The sequence below is a fragment of the Marinobacter sp. THAF197a genome, from assembly GCF_009363275.1.
GTDB lineage: Bacteria > Pseudomonadota > Gammaproteobacteria > Pseudomonadales > Oleiphilaceae > Marinobacter.
This window is the reverse complement of sequence record NZ_CP045324.1, coordinates 1,380,830-1,396,401: the sequence shown is the minus strand read 5'-3', so window position 1 is coordinate 1,396,401 and position 15,572 is coordinate 1,380,830. Positions and strand designations below refer to the sequence as shown.

Annotated in this window: 12 protein-coding genes; 5 read left to right on the top strand and 7 right to left on the bottom strand. The window is 57.1% G+C overall.

All coding sequences use genetic code 11. The features are described 5' to 3' along the window. The first annotated feature begins 23 nt into the window (after positions 1–23). Both FIV08_RS06415 and FIV08_RS06410 read left to right on the top strand, forming a co-directional pair. Positions 24–611 (top strand): LemA family protein, encoded by a 588-nt coding sequence (locus tag FIV08_RS06415; RefSeq protein ID WP_058091810.1) that lies wholly within the window; start codon positions 24–26, stop codon positions 609–611. Between the two features lie 10 nt (positions 612–621). Further along, entirely contained in the window at positions 622–2,598 is a 1,977-nt protein-coding gene (locus FIV08_RS06410) for a M48 family metallopeptidase (protein ID WP_152437729.1), read from the top strand. A 226-nt stretch (positions 2,599–2,824) separates the two neighbouring features. Here the strand turns inward: FIV08_RS06410 and gspD are convergent, their stop codons facing one another. The 6 genes from gspD to FIV08_RS06380 form a co-directional block, all read right to left on the bottom strand. Then, a complete protein-coding gene (gene gspD, locus FIV08_RS06405; RefSeq protein WP_152437728.1) occupies positions 2,825–4,780 on the bottom strand; it encodes a type II secretion system secretin GspD in 1,956 nt (651 codons plus the stop codon). Positions 4,781–4,812: 32 nt separating this feature from the next. Continuing rightward, a complete protein-coding gene (locus FIV08_RS06400) occupies positions 4,813–5,667 on the bottom strand; it encodes a type II secretion system protein N (RefSeq protein WP_152437727.1) in 855 nt (284 codons plus the stop codon). Position 5,668: 1 nt separating this feature from the next. Beyond that, positions 5,669–6,460: a type II secretion system protein N gene (gene gspN / locus FIV08_RS06395; protein WP_152437726.1), complete on the bottom strand. Its 792-nt coding sequence runs from the start codon at positions 6,458–6,460 to the stop codon at positions 5,669–5,671. Between the two features lie 168 nt (positions 6,461–6,628). Next, on the bottom strand, positions 6,629–8,278 hold the full coding sequence (groL, locus tag FIV08_RS06390; protein ID WP_106695369.1) for a chaperonin GroEL: 1,650 nt from the start codon (positions 8,276–8,278) through the stop codon (positions 6,629–6,631). A gap of 76 nt (positions 8,279–8,354) precedes the next feature. Further along, positions 8,355–8,642: a co-chaperone GroES gene (gene groES, locus FIV08_RS06385; RefSeq protein ID WP_058091815.1), complete on the bottom strand. Its 288-nt coding sequence runs from the start codon at positions 8,640–8,642 to the stop codon at positions 8,355–8,357. A 196-nt stretch (positions 8,643–8,838) separates the two neighbouring features. Beyond that, a complete protein-coding gene (locus tag FIV08_RS06380; RefSeq protein ID WP_138436635.1) occupies positions 8,839–9,408 on the bottom strand; it encodes an FxsA family protein in 570 nt (189 codons plus the stop codon). Between the two features lie 72 nt (positions 9,409–9,480). Between FIV08_RS06380 and FIV08_RS06375 the strand changes: the two genes are divergently transcribed. Together FIV08_RS06375 and FIV08_RS06370 are read left to right on the top strand one after the other, a co-directional pair. Continuing rightward, positions 9,481–10,242: an SDR family oxidoreductase gene (locus FIV08_RS06375; RefSeq protein ID WP_152437725.1), complete on the top strand. Its 762-nt coding sequence runs from the start codon at positions 9,481–9,483 to the stop codon at positions 10,240–10,242. 23 nt (positions 10,243–10,265) lie between these two features. Beyond that, entirely contained in the window at positions 10,266–10,589 is a 324-nt protein-coding gene (locus FIV08_RS06370; protein ID WP_152437724.1) for an MGMT family protein, read from the top strand. Positions 10,590–10,632: 43 nt separating this feature from the next. On the opposite strand, the gene FIV08_RS06365 is transcribed toward FIV08_RS06370, so the two are convergent. Further along, positions 10,633–12,147, bottom strand: a complete 1,515-nt coding sequence (locus tag FIV08_RS06365; RefSeq protein ID WP_058091821.1) for a fumarate hydratase — start codon at positions 12,145–12,147, stop codon at positions 10,633–10,635. Between the two features lie 377 nt (positions 12,148–12,524). Here FIV08_RS06365 and FIV08_RS06360 point away from each other — a divergent pair, with 377 nt between their 5' ends. Further along, positions 12,525–15,563, top strand: coding sequence for a hypothetical protein (locus FIV08_RS06360; protein WP_152437723.1), 3,039 nt, complete (start codon positions 12,525–12,527; stop codon positions 15,561–15,563). Positions 15,564–15,572 lie beyond the last annotated feature (9 nt).

Here is a 15,572-nt window from a genome sequence, read left to right as displayed (position 1 = left end):
ACCTTTCACCCTGAGGAGTAGTCATGGGAACGACCGTCATCGGCCTTGTTGTTATTGCCGTTGTCATACTGTACCTGGTGTTTATCTACAACAACCTGGTATCGCTGCGTAATCAGTTCAAGAATGGCTTTGCGCAGATTGATGTGCAGCTACAGCGCCGCCATGACCTGATTCCCAACCTGGTGGAAGCCGCCAAGGCCTACCTCGTTCACGAAAAATCGACGCTGACCCAGGTGATGGAAGCCCGCAACAACGCCGTCAGCGCCCAGAAAGACGCGGCGAAAGACCCGGGGGACGGCACCAAGATCCAGCGTTTGGGCAGTGCCGAGAACCTGCTGACCAAAGCCCTGGCAAACTTCTACGCCGTTTCTGAAAACTACCCGGAACTGAAGGCCAACGAAACCATCCAGCAACTGATGGAAGAGCTCTCCAGCACCGAAAACCGGGTGGCCTTTGCCCGCCAGGCCTACAATGACGGCGTGATGACCTACAACATTTTCCGCGAGAAGTTCCCGAATAATATTGTTGCCGGCATGTTTGCCTTCAAGGAAACCGCCCAGCTGCAACTGGAAACCCCGGAAGCGCGCCAGGTACCAAAAGTCAGCTTCTGAGGCCTGAATCATGGCAAACCCCGGTTTCTTCCAGCGCCAGGCCCATGCCCGGCGCAATACCGGCCTGTTAATCGTCCTGTTTCTGACAGCCGTCACATTGATTACCCTGGCTGTTTGCCTGGTCGGGTATCTGGTCACCCGCAGCCAAACCTCGGTTCTACCCTTCCATTACTGGCTGACCTCCAGCCACGGACTCACCACCGCACTTGCGGTGGTGTTGCTTATAGGGGTCGGCTCGCTGGTTCGCTGGGCAGACCTGGCCGGTGGCGGTAGCCGGGTGGCAAAAATGGTGGGCGCCCGCCCGATTGAGCCCGACACCAACGATCCCGAAGAACGCAAGCTTCGCAACATCGTGGAGGAAATGGCCATCGCCAGTGGCGTGCCCGTGCCAGACCTTTACGTGATGGACAACGAAACCAGCATCAACGCCTTTGTGGCCGGCTACACGCCTGGTGAGGCCGTTATGGTGGTTACCCACGGCGCACTTACCCACCTCACCAGAGACGAGCTTCAGGGCGTGGTGGGGCACGAGTTCAGCCATATATTGAATGGCGATATGCGCATTAACGTCCGACTGATTGCGCTGCTGGCCGGCATTCTGATGCTTGGTCAGATTGGCCAGTTCCTGCTTCGGGCAGGTTTCTACAGCGGCGGCCGAAGCCGAAATCGGGATGGCCGTGCGCAGGCTGCAATGGGCCTGATCGGTTTGGCCCTGATGATCATCGGCTATGTGGGTGTGTTCTTCGGCCGGCTGATTCAGGCAGCGGTATCCCGGCAAAGGGAAATGCTGGCGGACGCCTCCTCCGTACAATTTACCCGTAACCCCGAGGGCATAGGCAGCGCCCTGTTCAAAATTGGCATGAAGGGCGGCTACCTGGATACCACCAGCCATGCCAGCGATATGAACCACATGTGTTTTGGTGAGTCGGCACGGATGAAGTTCAGCACCCTGCTCGCGTCCCACCCGCCCATCAACGAACGCATCAATGCCATCCAGCCCGGCATGCTGGCTCGCCTGCGCAGCCGCCTGAGAGACACTGAACCAAGCCAAAAGCTGCGCCAGGACACCACCAGGCCAGCCGGCAAAGCAGGCCTGAACGATCTGGTCAACCAGGTTGTCGCGCCTGCCAGGGGCCGTGGTAGCTCATCACCGCTACGCTCTTCCCTGGCACCCGACACTCCACAGCTGGCTGAAAAGTTGTCCACACGGGTAGGCACCGTCAGCGCCCAGAGCGAAGCCTTTGCCGTCCAGCTTCTGGAACAATTGCCATCCACCTTCCGTAACCTGCTCTACACCCGCGCCGGCGCAATTCAGCTGTGCTATGCCCTGCTGATCTTTGATCTTTCGCCGAGCATCCAGAAACAACGACTGGCGCTGTTAACCGAACACCCGCTACTGGGCGCGCAGCCAGACCTGCTGGACAAGATGCTGCCAGCCCTGGCAAGACTGGGTGAAACTGCACGCTTCCCGGTACTGGAACTGGCCATGCCGGCATTGCGGAAACTGGACCCGGACGAACGCGACGCCCTGCTTGAAAACGTTCAGAAGCTGGTTGCAGCCGACAACCGGGTCAGCCTGTTCGAGCTGGCCCTGACCACCTTCCTGAACCGGCATCTCGGGCTTGGCGCAGAACAGGTTGTACCGGTCAAATACCGGAACTATCGCCAGGTGATGCCGGCCCTGCGGCGCCTGCTCAGCCTGTTTGCCCGGGCCGGCACCGACACCCCTGAGGATGCGGACAAGCTGTATCTCGAAGCCATGGCCGGCTTTGGTACCGGTCAGGAAGAAAGCAGAGCCGGGAAGGTGTCCATGCGGGAACTGAGAGAAGCGCTGGAAATACTGAATCGGCTGTCGCCGCTGCTGAAGCCCGCCGTCATCGACGCCTGCGGCTACTGCGTGACCCACGATGGCAAGGTGGATGTGCGGGAGTATGAGTTAATGCGGCTGGTAGCAGATCAGCTGGATTGCCCGATGCCGCCGCTCTAGGGTCAGTCCCCGAACGGGGACTGACCCACTTTTGCCCGTCTGTTGCACCCAATTCTAACCGCGTATCTAGTCTTCCAAAATGGGTCAGTCCCCTGCGGGGACAGACCCTGAGAGACTGACCCACCTTTGCCCGTCTATGGCAACCAAGCCTAACTACCTACTCGGCCTGCCAAAATGGGTCAGTCCCCGTTCGGGGACAGACCCTGAGGGACAGACCCTTAAGACCCTACTCCCTGCGCCCCTGGAACAGCATATCCACCGAGGGCTGGTCTTCCGGGGCGGGCAGGCCGAGCTTTTCGCGGACTTCAAGGTTTACGTCCCACAGCTGGTTAAACTTCTCGGTAGTGGCAGCCACGCTCTCGTCTTTGCCGAGCATAATGGTCGGCCTCAGGAAGACCAGCAGGTTACGCTTGATGCGGGTTTCAGACTCCGATGAGAACAGGCGCCCAAGCAACGGGATATCCCCTAGCAGCGGCACCTTACTCTTGTTGACCTGGAAGTCATCCTTGATCAGCCCGCCCAGAACCACGGTTTCACCATCATCGGCGAGCACAGTGGTTTTGATCTCACGTTTGTTAGTGATCAAATCGGAGGCGCCGGAGACCGTCGTGGTAGAGATATCCTCGGTGGTCTGCTCGACCACCAGCCGAACCAGGCCGTCGGCACTGATGGTCGGTGTTACTTTCAGGGAAAGGCCCACATCACGGCGTTCAATGGTGGTAAACGGGTTGGTGGTTCCATCACCGGTAACCGTCGACTGCCCCGTCCGGAACGGCACGTTCTGGCCCACAATAATCTCGGATTCCTGATTATCCAGGGTAATGATGCTCGGTGTCGAAAGCAGGTTGGCAGCGGATGAGGAAGACAGCGCCTGAATCAGAATCCCCCAGGTGAGACCGTCCCGATCACGCTGGCCAGCGCCGACCGTAATGCCGCCGCCCAACTGCGGCAGGGTATCGCCTACCAGCGCACCAATCACCGAGTTCAGCCCCAGCATGCCCTCACCACTGGTAAGGTTAGTGCCCATTACCGGGAAGGCGTTGGCAGACTCATCACCAGCTGCCAGTTGGACACCCAACTGATCGCCCAGCTCGTCACTGATCTCGACAATCGCCGCTTCAATCATCACCTGAGCCCGGCGCACATCCAGAGCCGCCACAATCTGCTCGGCTTCCTGCATCAACGACGGCTCGCCACGGACAACCAGCGCATTCAAACCTTCATCGGCGAACACCGAGAAGCTTGCGGAACGGCTACCCGATGAGCCACTGCCCCCGGAGCCACTGCCGGTACTCGATTCCCGCACCACTTCGCCCATCACGCCCTTTAGAATTTCGGTCAGGGCTTTGGAGTCAGCGTGCTTGAGTCGGATGACTTTTGTCGCGCCGCCAGTTGCCGAGGGCTGATCAAGCTGACGAATCAAGCCCCGCATTTTGTCACGAAAAGTCTCGTCGCCCCTGAGGATCAGCCGATTGCTCCGCTCATCCGCCGTCACGCTGTACTTTCTCGCGGAACTGTCACCGCTGCCACGACGCAATTCATCGGGCGCGAGCTCCTGCAGGAGTTTGACCATGTCACCCACCCAGGCTTCCCTGAGCTGGATAACTTCAACCTCGTATTTGGAAGGGCTGTCGAGTTCGCGAACAATCTGCTCAATTCGCTGAATGTTCGATGAATGATCACTGACAATCAGGGCATTTGCCGCAGCCACACCGGCCAGATGACCATACTTTGCCACCAGCGGCCGCAGGATCGGCACCAGCTCAAGGGCATTGGCGTTATCAATCTGGATAACCCGGGTAATCAGCTGTTCAGACGGGGTAACCTCGAATCGATCCAGAATCTCGGCAGACTGCTTTGCATCCACCTGCTGGATAATCTTGATGACTTCTTCCCCGGGAATGGCGGTGAAACCGTGCACATTCAATACCGCCAGAAACAGATCATAGATTTCGTGCTTGTTCATGGGCGCACTGGACAGCACGGTCACCTTGCCCTTTACCCTGGGGTCCACCACAAAACTGTACCCGGTAATATCCGCCACCTGAGTGACAAAGGCCCGGATGTCCGCATCCTTGAGGTTCAACCGCCAGGTTTCATCCTGTGCCTGAGCCACCGATAGGATCGGCAACAGCAGAAGAAACACGAGGGTCCGGAGTACGTTGGTCTTGTGGTTATACATCTGGCGATATCGTCCTGTTGTAATGTTCCCGATCAGCGCCACTGCTCGGGTATGGCATAGCTAACGGTCAGTATGGAGCCGTCTCGTTCTATCTCGATATCCAGCTGGGCCTGGCTACGCCAGTCTTCCAGCAGGGATTTATCCTGTTCTACATCACCCAGGCGCTGACCGTTAATGGCAGTAATGACATCGCCCTGGCGCAGATTGACCGCATTGAGCATCGGGTTGGAGCCATCGTACACATACCCAGAAGCGCCGCTGTCATCCGCTGGCCGTAAGCCATAAGCCGCCAATGCCGCAGCCCCTTCTGCATCCAGCTGCTGCCTGGCCCCGGCCAGGAAATCATCGGGCGATTCTGCCGCCTGAACCGGTGCGTCCGCAACCATTACCGAAGAGTCCAGCTGTTCTTCAAATGCGAGTGACTCATAGCGGCCGCCACGCCGAATCAGAATGCGGTCTGATTCCACCTCGGCCAGCTCTGCATTACCAGGCAGGGTTTCACCTACCCGGTAATACTCGGTTTCACCATTGCTTCCGGCAACTATAGCACCGGAGTCTTCCGGCCGCTGCCCTATCAGCACCCCCTCGAGGCGCAACCGTAACCCGGTTTCCGGTGCGCTGCGGCGAACAACCTCTGCCACACCGGCCTGCTGCTCTGGCCGGCCGAAGAATTCGTAACCGGCGATGGAAGCCTGGGGTACCCGGTTCTGGGCGCCAGGTTGGCCACCCAACTGTGCCGGGACATCCGGAACCGGCCGATCAGACCATGCATACAGCCAGGTCAGTTTGGCCGCCGAAATACTAAGATAAAGCACCAGGGCGACCAGAATAATGTTTGCAAGGGCTCTGGATAGACGCTCCTGATGATGTACTGCCAATCCTGCCACGTCAGAACCCTCCCGGCAGTATTGGCTGACGAACCCGGAACACCACATCACCCGGGCGCGCACTGTCGGGCCATGGCTGCTGCGCCAGGTCAACCATGCGCTTATACACCCTGAGCTCCATCATGCCGTCCCAAAGAATACTGGCATCTGCGGCGGGGCCATCGCCGCCCTGCTCCGATACCGTCAACGCAACGCCACCCTCGGTGGTATCTATATTGGCCTGCATAGGCGGGAACTCTGCCTGCCCGGTCTGATTCCCCATAGGCCAGGTAACCAGCCCGCCATTCCAGCGCCCGACACCGTCGGCTTGCTGCAATCGGTTATCCGCGAAGACCAGACGCAGTCGATCGATACTGACGTCCCCTTCAATCATGGCTCCGCCACTCTGACGAATCAGATCTTCGAATTCCTCGACCGCTATCCGGCCGCGGGCCGTCACATCCAGGTTACCCGGCCAACCGATACTAGCAGCTCCCTCCACCCGGGATTGTGACGACGCCAAGGAAATTCCAATCGGTAACTCCAACCCGGTCAGCGAGGGCCACCCCAACGTCCACTGCACCCGGGCTGGAAAACCGGCAACCACAACGCCTGCGGCGCCATCCCAGAGCCTACCCGACACCTGTTGCACCACTACCTGCGGCGGTAACTGGACATGCCGGGAAGCCTGGTGCCAAACCCACCCCGCCGGCACCCACAGCACCAGCACCACCCCATACCCCAGGAAGCCAAGCAGCAACAGCAGCAGGATCTTGGCAGGGCGCAGGAAAGGCTTGGCTTGGGGTTCAGTCATTGAGTTTTGCACGTTAATGAACGGGTAACCGAGTCTAACAAAGCCATTAGGCAAGTTCATGACAAAAATAACGAAAAACCCCGCACCAGTGTGAACCAGCGCGGGGTTTTTCAGGGGTAGATCGGGCCAGACCTCAGAAACTGAGATCTGGTCGGGACCTGGCCGGCATTACATCATGCCGCCCATGCCTCCCATTCCGCCCATTCCGCCCATGTCTGGCATGCCGCCAGACTTCTCGTCTTCAGGCTCGTCCGCAACCATCGCCTCGGTGGTGATGATCAAGGATGCTACGGAGGCAGCCGCCTGCAGGGAAGAACGGGTGACCTTGGCAGGATCCAGGATACCCATTTCCAGCATGTCGCCGTACTGCTCGGTTGCGGCGTTGAAGCCGAAGGAACCTTCGCCTTCTTTCACCTTGGCAACCACAACAGAGGACTCACCACCTGCGTTGAATACGATCTGACGCAGCGGCGCTTCCATGGCACGGCGCAGAATGTTCACGCCGGCTTTCTGCTCTTCGTTGATGGCGTCTACCTTGTCCAGAGCCGCAATGGCGCGGATCAGGGTAACACCACCACCGGCTACGATGCCTTCTTCAACGGCGGCGCGGGTGGAGTGCAGCGCGTCTTCAACGCGGGCTTTCTTCTCTTTCATTTCCACTTCAGAGCCGGCACCAACCTTGATCACGGCAACACCGCCCGCCAGCTTGGCTACGCGCTCTTGCAGTTTCTCTTTGTCGTAGTCAGAAGTGCTGTCTTCGATCTGCTTGCGGATCTGCTCAACGCGGGCTTCGATATCGCCCTGAGCACCGGCACCGCCGATCAGAGTGGTGTTTTCCTTGGTCACGTTAACGCGCTTGGCAGTACCCAGGTCATCCAGAGTGGTGTTCTCCAGGGTCAGGCCTACTTCCTCGGAAATCACGGTACCACCGGTCAGGATGGCGATGTCCTGCAGCATTTCCTTACGACGGTCACCAAAGCCAGGTGCTTTAACCGCGTTCACCTTAACGATGCCACGCATGTTGTTCACAACCAGAGTGGCCAGGGCTTCGCCTTCGATGTCTTCGGCGATGATCTGCAGCGGCTTGCCAGCCTTGGCCACAGCTTCCAGCACCGGCAGCAGTTCGCGGATGTTGGAGATTTTCTTGTCAACCAGCAGGATGTACGGGTCGTCCAGCTCGGCAGACATGTTGTCCTGGTTGTTGATGAAGTACGGGCTCAGGTAGCCGCGGTCAAACTGCATACCTTCTACCACGTCCAGCTCGTCTTCCAGGCCACGGCCTTCCTCAACGGTGATGACGCCTTCTTTGCCTACGCGCTCCATGGCGTCCGCAATGATCTTGCCGATGGTCTCGTCACCGTTGGCAGAAATCGTACCAACCTGGGCGATCATGCGGCTGTCGTCGCAGGGCTTGGCCATTTCACGGATCGCTTTAACGGCTTCAGCCGTACCCTTGTCGATACCGCGTTTCAGATCCATCGGGTTCATGCCGGCAGTCACTGCCTTGATACCCTCATTGACGATGGACTGGGCCAGAACCGTTGCGGTAGTGGTACCGTCACCAGCGGTTTCGTTGGCCTGGGAAGCAACTTCCTTGACCATCTGCGCGCCCATGTTCTCGAACTTGTCTTTCAGCTCGATTTCCTTGGCCACAGACACACCGTCTTTGGTCACGGTCGGAGCGCCGAAGGACTTCTCCAGAACCACGTTACGGCCTTTCGGGCCCAGGGTTACCTTGACTGCGTCTGCCAGGATGTTTACACCTGCAACCATGCGTTTGCGGGCGCTATCACCGAATTTAACGTCTTTTGCTGCCATGTCTTCTATTCCTGTTCGTTAAACCGAAGTTGAATAAGATCGGATTAATGAGCGTTCGTACTTATCGCTGATGCGATCACTCAAGCACGCCGTAGATTTCGCTTTCGCTCATGATGAGCAGCTCTTCACCGTCAACCTTTACGGTGTTACCGGCATACTGACCGAAGACCACGGTGTCACCCACCTTGACCGCCAGTGCACGGGTTTCGCCGTTATCCAGAATACGGCCATTGCCCACAGCAACTACCTCACCCTGGGAGGGCTTCTCTTTGGCGTTACCCGGCAGCACGATGCCACCCGCAGTTTTCTCTTCTTCTTCCTTACGGCGTACGACAACACGATCGTGTAGCGGACGAATTTTCATTGCTCGGTTTCTCCAATAGTCAGATTAATGTGGCAATGACAATTGCATGTTAAAAGTGTCTGGCCGGAACCCCGGACCGGACAAATTGCCTCGGCATCCAAGCCACTGATAGACAGCAGTTTTCAGCCCGAGACGAATCTGTGGTGAGTTAATGGGGTTGCCACCAACGTTTTCAACACCCAGAGCGAAAAAAATTTCACTTTTTTTCGTCGCCCTCACCGCGCTCCCGTGCCCGCTCAAGGCGTTCCCGATCGCTCTCCGTCTGATCCTGATATTCGCCTTCAATAATGTCGCCATTGGCATCCCGATCAAACGGACGCTGCGGCCCGAACGGTCCATGCCCTTCAAACGGCCCCTGCCCGAATGGCCCGGCACCACCGCCTGTACCAAAATAAAAGCTCCGACTCTGGCCGGCTACCGTCATTCGCTTCAAAGCCTTCGCCGCGAGCCAGTGCCGGGACCCCGGCAACAAACAGGCAAACCCCACCGCATCGGTAATAAACCCCGGTGTCAGCAACAAGGCCCCGCCCACGGCCAGAATCAGCCCCTCGGCCACTTCCTTTGCCGGCAATTCGCCGCTGTTCAACCGCTGGTTCGCCCGCAACAACGTAGCCAGCCCCTGCTGACGCAATAGCCAGGCGCCAATGACGGCGGTCAGCAGCACCAGCCCGATGGTGTTCAACACCCCGATCAGGCCGCCGACCTTGATCAGAACCACCATCTCAGCGATGGGCATAATAATGAAAAGAAATAGGAAAACGGGCAAAATGCCTCCTTATAAAAACGATGCAGACACACAGAGAACGTAAACCACCTCTGAACTTAATTAGGGCAAACCATGAAACTTCAAGATTCCGTGATCGCAATCACCGGCGGCGGCCAGGGCCTCGGCCGCGCCATGGCAGAGTACCTGGCAGCCAAAGGCGCCAAACTCGCCCTCATCGACCTGATGGAAGACAAACTGGCGGAAGCCGCCGACGCCTGCCAAAAAGCCGGTGGCGATGCCAAAACCTATGTCTGCAACGTCGCTAAAGAAGACGATGTTGAGAAAACCTTCCAGGCCATCATCAACGACTTTGGCCACCTGAACGGCCTGGTGAACAACGCCGGCATTCTGCGCGACGGCCTGATGGTGAAATTCAAAGACGGCAAACTGGAAAAACGCATGGAACTGGCCCAGTGGCAGTCCGTCATTGATGTAAACCTCACCGGCGTGTTCCTGTGCGGCCGCGAAGCCGCCACCCGCATGATCGAAAACGGTGACCAGGGCGCCATCATCAACATCGCCTCCATCTCCCGCGCTGGCAACATGGGCCAGAGCAACTACTCCGCCGCCAAGGCTGGCGTATCGGCCCTGGTGCCGGTCTGGGCCAAAGAGCTGGCCCGCTATGGCATCCGCTGCATGGGCATCGCCCCCGGCTTCATCGAAACCGAAATGACCGCCTCCATGAAACCGGAAGCCCTGGAGAAAATGACCGCCGGCATCCCGCTCAAGCGCATGGGCAAGCCCGAAGAGATTGCCTCTGCCGTGGCGTTCATCTTCGAGAACGACTATGTCTCCGGACGTATGATCGAAGTAGACGGCGCCCTGCGTCTCTAGTGCGCAGACGCATGAGGCTCTGAATGGACGAGTTCGACAAAGAACCGACAAAAGAGCAAAAGATCTGGCAGGTAGTGGCCGCCATTCCGCAAGGAAGGGTGGCCAGCTACGGCCAGGTCGCCGCCATGGCCGGCCTGGGCCGGCAGGCGCGTTTTGTTGGCCGGGCACTGGGCAAACTGCCTGCCGGCCACAGCATCCCCTGGCACCGGGTTATCCGTAGCAACGGCCAGATCGCTTTTCCTGAAGGCACAGAAACCTGCCAGCTTCAAACCGAGAAGCTGAGACTGGAAGGCGTTGAGGTGTATAAAGGAAAGGTAAAGATGAAGGACTTTCAGTGGCAGCCCTGAGCCGAACACTCAAGGCTGCCACTGAGACTAACAAAGACTCAGATCAAACCGCTTTGGCAGCAATGATCTTGTCGTGCCACTCGACCGGGCCGGTCTGGTGCACGGAGCTGCCGCGGGAATCCACCGCTACGGTTACCGGCATATCTTCCACTTCGAACTCGTAGATGGCTTCCATTCCCAGCTCTTCGAAGGCCACCACCTCGGCACCTTTGATCGCCTTGGACACCAGGTAAGCCGCACCGCCCACCGCCATCAGGTATACCGCGCCGTGCTTCTTGATTGCGTCAATGGCGACCTGGCCACGCTCGGCTTTACCGATCATGCCGGTCAGGCCGGTTTTCTCCAGCATGGTGTCGGTGAACTTGTCCATACGGGTGGCCGTGGTGGGGCCAGCCGGGCCAACCACCTCTTCGCGCACCGGATCAACCGGGCCTACGTAATAGATGAAGCGGCCTTTCAGATCCACCGGCAGCTCTTCGCCCCGCTCGATCATGTCTACCATCTTCTTATGAGCAGCATCACGGCCGGTCAGCATCTTGCCAGACAGCAGAACGGTTTCACCGGGCTGCCAGTCTTTGACGTCTTCCGGAGTCACGGTGTCCAGGTTCACACGGCGAACGTTCTCACCCACTTCCCAGGTGATTTCCGGCCAGTCGTCCAGGCTCGGCGGAGTCTGCAGAGACGGACCAGAGCCATCCAGCACAAAGTGCGCGTGACGGGTAGCCGCACAGTTCGGAATAATCGCCACCGGCTTGTTGGCCGCGTGTGTCGGGAAATCCTTAACTTTCACATCCAGAACCGTGGTCAGACCACCCAGCCCCTGGGCGCCGATACCCAGCTCGTTCACCTTCTCAAACAACTCCAGGCGCAGCTCTTCAGAGCGGTTGGACGCACCACGGGCCTGCAGGTCGTGAATATCGATCGGATCCAGAAGGGCTTCTTTCGCCAGCTCCATCGCCTTCTCGGCAGTACCGCCAATACCAATACCCAGCATACCAGGCGGACACCAGCCGGCACCCATCTGCGGCACCATCTTCAGCACCCAGTCCACCACTGAATCAGACGGATTCAGCATGGCAAATTTGGATTTGGCTTCCGAGCCGCCGCCCTTGGCCGCCACATGAACGTCTACCGTGTTACCCGGCACCATCTTGTAGTGAATGATGGCAGGCGTGTTGTCTTTGGTGTTCTGGCGCTTGCCATCCGGATCTGCCAGCACAGAGGCACGAAGAACATTGTCCGGGTGGGTGTAAGCACGGCGGACGCCTTCGTTGATCACGTCATCCAGCGGCATGTCGCACTCGAATTTCACATCCATACCAATATTCACGAACACGGTCACGATGCCGGTATCCTGGCAGATCGGGCGGTGGCCCTGGGCACACATCCGGGAATTAATCAGGATCTGGGCCATGGCATCCTTGGCGGCCTGGGACTCTTCGCGCTGATAGGCTTCGTACACAGCCTGGATAAAATCCTTGGGGTGATAGTAGGAAATAAACTGCAGCGCATCGGCTACGCTTTCGATCAGGTCGTCCTGGCGGATAACAGTGGTCATAGTCGCCTCATCAGCTTTCTGATTATCGGAAGTGTGCGGAGCCACCCAGGCAGCCCCTGCTTATATAAGGAAGCGTGAGTTTACCAGAAATGAACCCGATAGGACTCGACAAACCCGCCAGTGCCCACTATTTTTCAGAAAGGCCACTCCGACTGTGCGGGGAGGGATTCCGAAAGCAGAATCACACTTTTGGCTGATCAACACTTGCCAGACTGTCGCTATAGTCAAAGCTACAGAAATTGGCTCAAGTGCTGGCTACAATTTCAGACAACGAACGAATTCATAAAAGCAGAACAGGCAAAAGCACGGAATTCAGGGGCCGACCGGTTCCGTCTACGCCGGATATAACGACACAACAACAGGAAAAGGTTCCACCCATGTTCAAGAAAACTCTAATAAGTCTTGCCGTGGCTTCTTCCCTTGGGTTGACTGGTTGCTTCGATAGCGCCGGCGATGGGGGTAATGCGAATCCGGATTATAAGATCAGTCAGGATAAAAACCGAGCTGACTTCCTTGCTCAATTTGAGGGCAAAACCTGGCCGGTGTTCGATCCGTTCCCGGCAGTGTCCGACCTGCCAATTCCGAATGATTTGATTTATGCAAACGTGGGTGACGGTTCTTTTGCGGTTGGCGACACACAGCCCCCCGTAACCACTGCACTGAACGGTCTTAGCGGTGCATCAACAGTTGCCCCCATCGACTTAAAGTTCAACCAGTCGATTGACGCTGAATCAGTTATTGGGCCTGACCTCGAGGCACTGGGCCGACTTCAAACGGGAACTTCATCGGATCCAGCCGCAGACGTTCAAGCAGTATTAGCGCAGAACGTATTTGTGATCGAGCTAGATTACGCCAGTGGGGACCCACTGCGAGGCCTTCGAGCAAGCGAAGTGCCGGACGGAGACCTATTCTTCGATTTCGAGGTTGAAGTAAAGCCACTTAGTGGCACCGATTACATCCGAATTTTGCCAACCAAGCCACTGGATCCTTACAAACGTTATGTGGTTGCACTTACCAAGGAAATTCTGGATAGCAATGGAGAGCCTATCGTAAGCTCACCCGCCTACACAGAGCTCAAAAGTGATTTAGTACTTGGCCCAAGTGTTGACGCCGTCCGCAATCTAATCCAGAACTTCTGGGAGCCCACCGCAAAGTCAGCAATTAGTGGCCTCAGATCGAATTTCGGCGGCGCCGAAATTGAGTTAGAAAATATCGCCTTAGCATATAGCTTTACGACGTCTAACGACAAAAAAGTCCTTCAGTACATAGCTAACCCAGCTCAATGGATCGAGGACCAGTTAAGACTGTCGGTAACCACTGGAGCTGCTAAGCGTGCGAGAGGGGCACACTTCCTCCTTCTCAACGAGAACAATGTTCCAAATGCCCCCTCACTCCCTGCCACTACGTGGGATATGAACGGTGACGGTGTAGTCTCGAAAGCTGACTTCCAGCCATTCTATGACATTTATGCCGCCCAACTTCCGGGTATTTTGGCCTCTTTCGGCTTCTCTGAAATTGAAGATGCAGTGGCTCTCGCCTCGGGCGCGTTTGAGCCCAGCTCAATTAATCCAGCGCTCGCATCTTGTGATGCCGAGCCGTTTGTTGTGAGTGCCGAACCGGTTGTCACCGTGCCTGATAAGTTCCAATGTGCCGGGATTCTTCTGAAAGGTGGTCTGCAGGCTCAAGGAATTACATTTCCTGAACCAAAGGCGTCAGAACCCTCAATCGACTTCAGTTCAGCAATGCCAGCGCCAGCTGTCTCTGCCGTGCTGTCTAACATTCCAGGAGCAAGCAACGTTCTGGTTGCGCAGGGCTCAATCACTCTGCCTTACTTCTTAGGAGTACCTAGCAGTCAGAGTGGCGCCGCGCTCAGAACCGAATTCTGGAAAGCGGATACGCAACTCGCTGCAGGCCTTAACGCTGCTTTCGAAGACGCAGGACTGGTCATTCCTCAAGGCACTGGCAAGTCAGAGGTGGTGAATGCCGTGTTCCCGTTCCCGAGAAAGAACGCGGACATTACCGTGCCAATGCTGGTCATGTATCCATCCGGAGCCGACCTGGAAAGCGCAGATTCACTCCCGGTGGTCATTTACCAGCATGGCATCACGACCGATCGCAGCGCAGCATTGACATTCGGTAGTGCGCTCGCAGCGAACGGTGTCGCAGTGGTTGCAATAGATCAACCCTTGCACGGTGTATCTCCGTTCTCTGTTAGCGATCAGCAAACGCTAGCCGCTAGCTTGCTGGCCGCAGCAGAATCTGGCGCTGAGCTGCCTAGCGGAACCTGGAACAACGAAACGCTGATCAACGCCGTTGTACAAGGCGATGTCGACACATTGACCGGTGCTGGAATTCCGGCTCAGAATGCCAATATCCTCATTGGAACGGTTTCCCGAGCCGGCAGTACCATTCCTGGCCTTACCCCTGCATTTACCGGTCAAGGCATTGCGGCAGAGGGAGCGACAGAGCGACACTTTGGCTATGGCACTGACAATCTCAACAACATCATTAAGATGAGTTTTGACACGAGTGCCGCGGCAGGAGAGTCTGGAGACTTGTTCATAAACCTGACCAATTTCCTGGGCTCTCGGGATAACCTTCGCCAGGGATCTGTCGACTTGATGACTGTGCGTGCTTCTGTGGGCGCAATTGCACCGGCCTTCGATGCCTCCAACGTTTATTTCGTCGGTCATTCGCTAGGCACAATTAACGGCGGAGCTTTCGTTGCGTCCACCAATGCCTCAGGTCGTTCAGACCTTGAAATTCAGGCCGCCAACCTGCTGACCCCGGTGGGTGGCGTCGTTCGTATGCTGGAAAACTCACCAGTGTTCGGCCCAACCATCGTCGGCGGGCTATCCGCCCAGACCGGTTTGACGCAACAGGATGCTGGCCTGCAGACGTATTTTAACGTTCTTCAGCACGCGATAGACTCCGTTGACCCGGTCAACTTTGTTGCGGACCTTCAGAATTCTGTCATCTCTGAAGTGGACGGCGATACAACAACCATCAATGACGGCCGGGTAAACAATCTCAACGGCTCATTCCCCGGTGAAGTGGGCGGCCAGATTGTCATGGTGGATATGCAATCCTCAAAGGCGCCGCTCTCTGGCTCCACCCCGCTTAGCGAGCTGATTGGCGCGAATAGGGTTGCGAGCAGCGACACAGGCGGTGTTGATTTGCCGGCTTACGTCAAGTTCACCTCACTTGCCCAGCACAGCACGCCGGTGCTGCCGTCAGCGAAAAAAGATCAGAACGGTGACGACATTCCGGGATCCGCAGATCTTGCAAATGCAACCTTCAGCCAGATGGTTCTCCAAACTCTCAGTCTGATCGCAACAAACGGAGCTGTTGTCGCGGTGGACACAGGCGACACTGAGCGCCCTGATACTTCTATCTCAATAGTGGACCCAGACTGATAGCATAGC